Origin of the sequence: uncultured Campylobacter sp. (assembly GCF_938045595.1) — a bacterium.
GTDB lineage: Bacteria > Campylobacterota > Campylobacteria > Campylobacterales > Campylobacteraceae > Campylobacter_B.
Window position 1 is genome coordinate 1 of record NZ_CALIBB010000257.1, and the last position, 7686, is coordinate 7686.

The 7686-nt window shown below is 37.7% G+C and carries 6 protein-coding genes; all 6 read right to left on the bottom strand.

The features are described 5' to 3' along the window. Positions 1–101 precede the first annotated feature (101 nt). Positions 102–1403 carry a hypothetical protein gene (locus tag Q0340_RS10315; protein WP_298083230.1) on the bottom strand — a complete coding sequence of 434 codons (1302 nt, stop codon included), beginning with the start codon at positions 1401–1403 and terminating at the stop codon, positions 102–104. A gap of 12 nt (positions 1404–1415) precedes the next feature. After that, positions 1416–3545, bottom strand: coding sequence for a bi-domain-containing oxidoreductase (locus Q0340_RS10320; RefSeq protein ID WP_298083231.1), 2130 nt, complete (start codon positions 3543–3545; stop codon positions 1416–1418). Then, complete coding sequence (locus Q0340_RS10325) at positions 3542–4639, bottom strand: acyltransferase (RefSeq protein WP_298083232.1); 1098 nt, start codon at positions 4637–4639, stop codon at positions 3542–3544. Before Q0340_RS10325 ends, Q0340_RS10320 begins: the two co-directional genes overlap by 4 nt. Beyond that, positions 4636–5829, bottom strand: coding sequence for a UDP-N-acetyl-D-mannosamine dehydrogenase (gene wecC, locus Q0340_RS10330; RefSeq protein WP_298083235.1), 1194 nt, complete (start codon positions 5827–5829; stop codon positions 4636–4638). Before wecC ends, Q0340_RS10325 begins: the two co-directional genes overlap by 4 nt. Beyond that, positions 5823–6959, bottom strand: coding sequence for a UDP-N-acetylglucosamine 2-epimerase (non-hydrolyzing) (gene wecB, locus Q0340_RS10335; protein WP_298083233.1), 1137 nt, complete (start codon positions 6957–6959; stop codon positions 5823–5825). The genes wecC and wecB overlap by 7 nt, the downstream gene beginning before the upstream one ends. Positions 6960–7012: 53 nt before the next feature. Next, on the bottom strand, positions 7013–7686 hold a 674-nt coding region (locus tag Q0340_RS10340), incomplete at its 5' end, for a hypothetical protein (RefSeq protein ID WP_298083234.1).

The following is a 7686-nucleotide window of genomic DNA, read 5'->3' on the forward strand; positions in this document are numbered from 1 at the left end:
TTTAATAACATGTCTTTGCTATCATCGATAACACAATGTTTACAACGATTGTTACAAGAATATCCTACTTTAAGATCATATGTTAACATTATTTTACTCCTTTATTTTAAATATTCTTTTAATTTTATAAGTTGTTCTTTATTTAAATCACATATTTTTGACATAAGAGAGAGATTTTTTAATTCATCTGGAAGATCTTTATTTATTCTATCTATACTTCCATAATACCATTCTTTTATTGAAATCCCTTCTATTTCTGTATTTAATCCTTCTATTGAAAGTCCTGTTTCATTACAAAAAGAGCAAGGTGTTTCTGTTATATCAATATTCTCATATAAATTTTCTTCTCTTAATTTACCTTTACCATTACAGTATTGACATACTTTTTCCTTACGAATTTTATTAATAATTGTGCTTATTTTTTTATAACCAAATATCTCATATAGATATGATGTTCTTTTTAGTTTATTATTTTCATAATATGCTTCTAATATCTCTTCCTTTGTATAGCTTATTTTTTTATAGTCTAAAAGAAATAATCTATTATTTTTTGAAATTTCATTTATATTCTTTTGAATATCATCAATAAAAGGTAAAGTATTTTTTAAAGCTATAGTATACCCTAAAAAACTTGCATATTTTATTTCTAAAATTTTAAGAATAACCTGCTTTTTTTGTGATAACAAAGAAACATCTGTATTAAGAAAAGTATCTTCATCCAAAATTTCTAAAATTTCTTTTATTTGAGGTATTTTTATATTTTTTTGTTTTAAAAGTAGCGTAAAAATATATATGGAACTTGCGTATCCTCTTATTATTTTGGCTTTTGACTTTTCGATAACGGATAAATATAAAGCCAAATTTGACTCGTTAATATGAAACGGGGATAAATACCAATAATCGCCCGAAATTTTATAAAGCGGCTCGCCTGCTTTTGGCGAATACGTCCTTAAAACAATTATCGGATCGCCACTTTTATAAGTATAATCTTTGCCCATACCCCAAGCTCTATTCGCTACAATTTTTTCTATTGCATCGCTTTCATATGGGACTTTAAATTCAAACGGAGCCCCAGTAGATCCTGACGTATGAGATGCTTTTCCGCTAAATTTTACCGAGCAAAAGTCTTTAAAATTTTCTCTAATCATCTGCTTGTTAATAATTGGAAATTTTTTTAACTCATCTAAAGTAAAATTTTCAAAATTTATTTTTAAGTCTAAATTTTTATAAAAAGGCACGAAATCAACCGCTTTTTTTACTATATTTTTTAGCTTTTGAGTTCTTATACGCTCTATCTCTTCTGCGCTTCTCCACTGAAATTTATCATATTCGCTAAAATTTCTCTTGATAAAAATATAATTTTTGATTTTGCTTTTTATCTTTTTGCAAATTTGACCGGTCATAAATTTAGCCTTTTATATCAAAAACGAAATCTCCGTCGTCTGCACCATATCCCAAAGCTCTATCGGCCAGCTTTTTTTGCTTCCTTTTAGAGCCCCAAATAGCGCCTCTAGCTCTTCGAGTTGTCCTTTTTGGCTTGCGTTTGTTGAAATTTCTTTCAGCCCCACTCCATATCCTTTTAGGCTTTTATAATCGTCCAAAACGATGCTCTTGCCGTCGAAGTGGATCTCCATAAATTCCTTGCTTAGCTCCTTGCTACCGTTTGCGAAATACTCGATATTTGCCACCGAACCGTCTTTGTATTTTAAGACGATGGATTTGTTATCCTCGGCGCTATATTTTTCATTACTCGGCGTGATAGCCTGCGAAAATACGCTCTGTATCTCGCTGCCCGTTAGTGCCGTCATCAGATCTATTATGTGGCATGCTTCGCCCACCATTCTGCCGCCGTTTTCGTGCACCCAGTGATCCATCGGTATGTAGCCCGCGTTCATTCTATATCTGATTATCATCGGATTTATTCTAGCGCTCGTATGCTTTTTTATCTCCTGCGCGTAAGCGCTAAATCTTCTGTTAAATCCCACGAATAAAACGGGCTTGTCGCCTCCCCCTTCGTAAAATTTCTTTATCTTTTCAAGCTCGTCTTTATTTGTCGCAAGTGGCTTTTCTACAAATACGTTTTTACCAGCCTCAAGCGCCTTTAAAGTAAGCTCTGCATGGCTATCGTGCCTTGTGGAGATGATCACCAGATCAACGTTTTTGTCATTTAAAATATCGTCTAAATTTGAAGTAGCGTAGTTCGCTCCGTATTGCTGCGCCACTGCCTTTGCCTTATGTCCGCTTCGGTTCATGATCGCGTAAATTTTATACTTATCTGTAAGCTTTGAGATATTAGGCAGGTGCATACCGGTGGCAAATCCGCCGACTCCGACGAATGCGACGTTTATCACATCCCTGTTTACTGGCACGGAGCTTATGATGATTTTTTTATCGTGATTTAGATAGCTATCAAGCTCGGCTAAATTTGCCTCGCCGTAGTCAAGCAAAACCATAAGCGGCTTATTCTGCGAAGTCTGCAGCGACTCAAACGCCTCCGTTACCTGCTCGATAGGATATTTTGCGTCTATGAGCTTATCCAGCTTTATCAAATTTTCATTTACCAGCCTTAGATACTCGCTCATATTTCGATTTTCAGTCCATCTTACGTAGCTAAACGGATAATCAAGCCCCTGCTCTTCGTAGCTCTTGTCGTAGCGACCCGGCCCATAGGAGGTGGAGATGAGAAAATCGAGCTCCTTTTTATACATATCCTCTCTATTGATCTGCATGCCGGCAACGCCTACAAGCACCACTCTGCCCTTTTTCTTACACATCTGAAAACTTTGCGATAGCGGCTCGCTACTGCTCGTAGCAGCGGTAAATAGTACTCCATCGGCGCCGTGCCCACCGCTCCAAGATGAAACGACGTCCAGTAAATCGTCTCTTGACGGGTTTATGGCGAGCTCTGCGCCATATTCTTTTGCTATCTGTAAGCGCCTATCGTCAAAATCGCTGACCGTAACCCTGACGCCTGAAATTTTAAGCATCTGCACCGCAAGAAGCCCTAAAATCCCAGCCCCCACGACTACACAGGTCTCACCCAGCCTTAGATCGATCCGCCTAACGCCCTGCATCGCTATACCGCCCAACGTCACGGTGCAAGCCCGCTCGAAGTCCATATCCTGCGGCATTTTCATAACTAAATTTTTTGGCACGTCTACGTATTCTGCGTGGTTCGCAAGTCCTGCACCGGCTGCGGCAACGCGCTCTCCGACTTCAAAATTTGAAACGCCCTCTCCGACCGCTATGACGACGCCGCTAAGCGAATAGCCGGTCGGGCTTCCGCTATCAAGCTTGCCCTTTACCTTCGCATAGACGCTGGCTATGCCGTCGGATTTCACCATATTGATGACTTTTTTTACGTTCTCCGGCTGCTCTAAAGCCCTTCTAATCAGGCTCTTTCCGCTATTTGATACGCCGCTTATCTCGGTGCCCGCCGATATGCAGCTATTTACTACTTTTATAAGAACGCATCCCTTTGAAACGCTCGGAGCGGGGATCTGCTCTGCTAAAACCCTACCTTTTTTAACTATTGCTTGTATCATTTTACAACCTTTATTGGTTTTAATTTCAAAGCCGGCTTTTCTATAAAATTCCAAGAAACGCAAGCGATCGTGAGCGTCGCGGCTACTACTATTAGATATAGCCATAAAGAGCCGCCAAAGCCCAGACTAATTAGAATTTGAACTATCAGCATATGATAAAGATATGTACTATAAGAGAGATCGGTGTTTCTAGCTATCTTTAAATTTGTGTAGGAAAAAGCCATGCTAAAGATCACTAACGCCAAAAGGAAAATTTGAAATACAGTAGAAATTTCCAAGCCTCTCTTATAATCTCCAAGCCCGCTTCCAAACTCTATAGCCGCAAAACAAAATATCAAATAGAGCGCAATATAATATAAGCCGTAGCCTACGAGATATTTTTTTATATCCAGCCAATAAAGCCTCATGACCATGCCGATGATAAATATCCACAAAAACGGCAAGCATATCAGCTCGAGAAGCTTATTTAAATTTGAAGCGGAGTAAAAATTTTCATCGGCGATTGCTGGAATTATCATTGATGTAAAAAATAGGAAAACTAACAATAAATTTCTTATTATCACCTTTCTAATACACAAAATAAATGGAAGGACGATATAAAACGATAATTCGACGCTAAGTGTCCATAAAACGCCGCTCGGATAAGAGCTAAAAAAGCCGTCGTAATTATATAAAGCGTCGTTTTTTATACCGATTATAAAGCCCGCTATACCTGAAGCGGCGGTAATGACATAGAGCACGAAGTATTCTATGTATTTTAATGCCGAGATATCATTAAAATTTTTGCCCACATACATAGCTAGCTCAAGTACTAAAATATTTACGAATAGAGCCGGATATATTCTAAGTGCTCTTTTTATAAAATACTCTTTTAAATTCCCGCTATTTAAATAACTATCGGTAATTAAAAATCCCGAAACCAGAAAAAATAATGGGACGCCGGGAAATAGCCTAAGAAACTTATCCACGTGCCCCCCCCATAAAAGCGGTATTTTTAGCCACTCGGTTGAGTGCATATATACCACTTGTAAAGCAAAAAGTAATCTAAAAAAATTCAGGTGGTTATTTCTATCTATTACTTTTTGAAAACTCATCTACAAATTCCGCAAAAATCCAAAACTTCTTTTTCTATTTTTAGCCCTTTAAATTCCTTATGTCCGACCAAAAATACGATAATATCCGAAATTTCGATAGCCTTTTTATAATCCACTATCTCAAAATCCTTGTGAGCCTTGATATTGGGTTCTACAGCGACCACATCGACGCCGTCTGCGATCAGGCGTCTGGTTATATTTAGCGCAGGCGACTCCCGCAAATCGTCGATGTCGGGCTTAAAAGCAAGCCCCATGCACGCGACTTTAGGCTTTCTGCCGTTTTGCAGCTCAAATTTCAAAGCGGCGTTTTTGATTTTTTCAATACACCACTCGGCTTTGTGATCATTGACCTCTCTTGCGGATTTGATCAGCCTTGCTTCGTAGCCGCCCGCATGCACTATAAACCATGGATCGACCGCTATGCAGTGCCCGCCTACGCCGCAGCCCGGGTTTAAAATATTAACTCGCGGATGGCGATTTGCTAGCGAGATAAGCTCCCAGACGTTAATGCCGAATTTATCGCACAAAATGCTAAGTTCGTTTGCAAAGGCTATGTTTACGTCGCGGAAAGAATTCTCTGTAAGCTTTGACATCTCTGCAGTTTTCGAGTCAGTCTGTAAAACTTCGCCTTCTACGAATTCTGCGTAAAATTCCGCTATCTTTTTAGTAGCAATTTTTGTAGTTCCGCCCACGATCCTATCATTTTGGGTGAGTTCTTTCAAAATTTTACCGGGCAAAACTCTCTCAGGGCAGTGAGCGATATAAATTTTAGAAATATCAACACCACCATTTTTTAAAATTTCACCTATCTTTTCGGTAGTACCTATCGGTGAAGTGGATTCTAAAACGACCATATTATCGTCTTTTACATATGGTATTATAGATTTTGCCGCACTTATGACATAATCGATATTTGGCACGTATCCGTCTCGAAACGGCGTCGGAACAGCTATGATAAAAACGTCTGCGAAATCAGGCTTAACGTCTGCTTTTAAATTTCCGCTCTGCACTGCTTTTTTAACAAATACGTCAAGTTCCGGCTCGACGATATGAATTTTACCCTGATTGATCGTATCCACAACGCTCTGCACCACATCAACGCCATGGATTTTATACCCTCTATTTGCCAAAAGCGCCGCCGTCGGTAGCCCTATATACCCAAGACCTAAGATGCAAACTTTTTTCACAATATTCCTTTTAAAAATTCCAGTATTTTTTTACAAGCTTTACCATTACCATATGGGCTTACGCTTTTACTCATTTTATCATATTCATCTTTTAAATTTAATAATTTTTGCACCTCTTTTATTATATTTTCGCGCTTGGTGCCGATAAGCTTAACGCATCCTGCCCTTATCCCTTCGGGTCTTTCGGTAGTTCCTCTGATAACTAAAACGGGCTTACAAAGGCTCGGCGCCTCCTCTTGGATGCCGCCACTATCTGTTACTATCATATATGACTTGCTCATAAGATAGACAAAACTATCATACTCTAGCGGATCGATTAAAAATATATTCGGAATGCCCGATAAAATTTCTCCCACAGGCTTTCTTACATTTGGATTTAGATGCACGGGATAAACGATGTCGATATTTTTATTTTTTAGCGCTATTTCACGTAAAGCCTCACAAATATTAACAAAGCCTTCTCCGAAATTCTCTCGTCTGTGTCCTGTAACGAGAATAAATTTTCTATCACTAAGCTTATATTTGGAATTTATAAAGGATAAAATTTTATTTTTTAGCAGCTCGTTGTTTTCGATTTTATCTATCGTCCACAAAAGCGCGTCTATGACAGTGTTGCCGCTAACGATTATATTTTTTGAATCTTTGCCTTCTTTTAATAGATTATCTCTTGCGTCGGCAGTCGGCGCGAAGTGATATTTAGCTATGAGCCCCGTCATCTGCCTATTTATCTCTTCAGGAAACGGCGAATAGATATCATGCGTCCTAAGTCCAGCTTCTACGTGAGCAACGTCGATCTTTTGATAATACGCCGCCAAAGAAACGGCATAAGTAGTAGTCGTATCTCCATGCACAAACACGATGTCTGGGGTATATTCGCTAAATACATCGCGCATACCAAGCAAAACACCAGACGTAATATCGTATAAATCCTGCCCTTGCTTCATTAAATTTAGATCGAAATCAGGCTTTATCTCAAAAAATTCAAGCACCTGATCGAGCATCTGCCTGTGCTGCGCCGTGACGCAAACCTTCACTTCAAATTCCGCGTGCTTTTGAAATTCCTTTATCAACAGAGCCATCTTAATGGCCTCCGGGCGCGTTCCAAATACTATTAAAATTTTTCTTTTCGTCATAAACTCCCCTAAATATTAGTTTTTGCCCAAAGTCTATATAGTACATATTAAAATTATTCTTTTTTCCTTTTATACACATCTATTAGTTTACCGTGCTCTACCAGCTCATATTTATCGCGAACATCATCAAAAAGATTTAGTAATATTTTTAATTGTATAATCCGCCGCATAACATCGTTTGGTAGCCATTGATTATTATAAACATCGAAAAAACGTCTCTCTTTTAGCTCTTTATAATATACATTAAAAATGTCAGTATCAACATATAAGATATCGGCTTTGGAATTTATGAGATCTAAAACTTCATTGTATTCATTATCTGTGACTATAAAGGATTTGAGTTCAAAATACTTTAACCCACTATATTTTTTACTAAAGAATTGCAACATATTGTCATATTTGGATATCATATATAACTCATTTGAATTTTTAGAGTACTTGTTTATAAGTCTTAAAGCATCATCAAAGCGCTCAAATGAATAGGTAGTAATAATACCACCTGCTCTTTCATGATCCCATTTATAATTTCTGTGTGTAGCAAAAGTATTTTCATATAGTGTCATTTGGGATATATATTCATAGCAGTATTTGGCATAAGCAAATATAAGTATAGGCGCTATTATGATATATAAAATATTTCTAATTCTTTTAACTATGAAATGAAACAATATCAGCATGGGTAGTGCAATAATAGCAAAATTTATATTATCAAAATTTCCCTTCCATA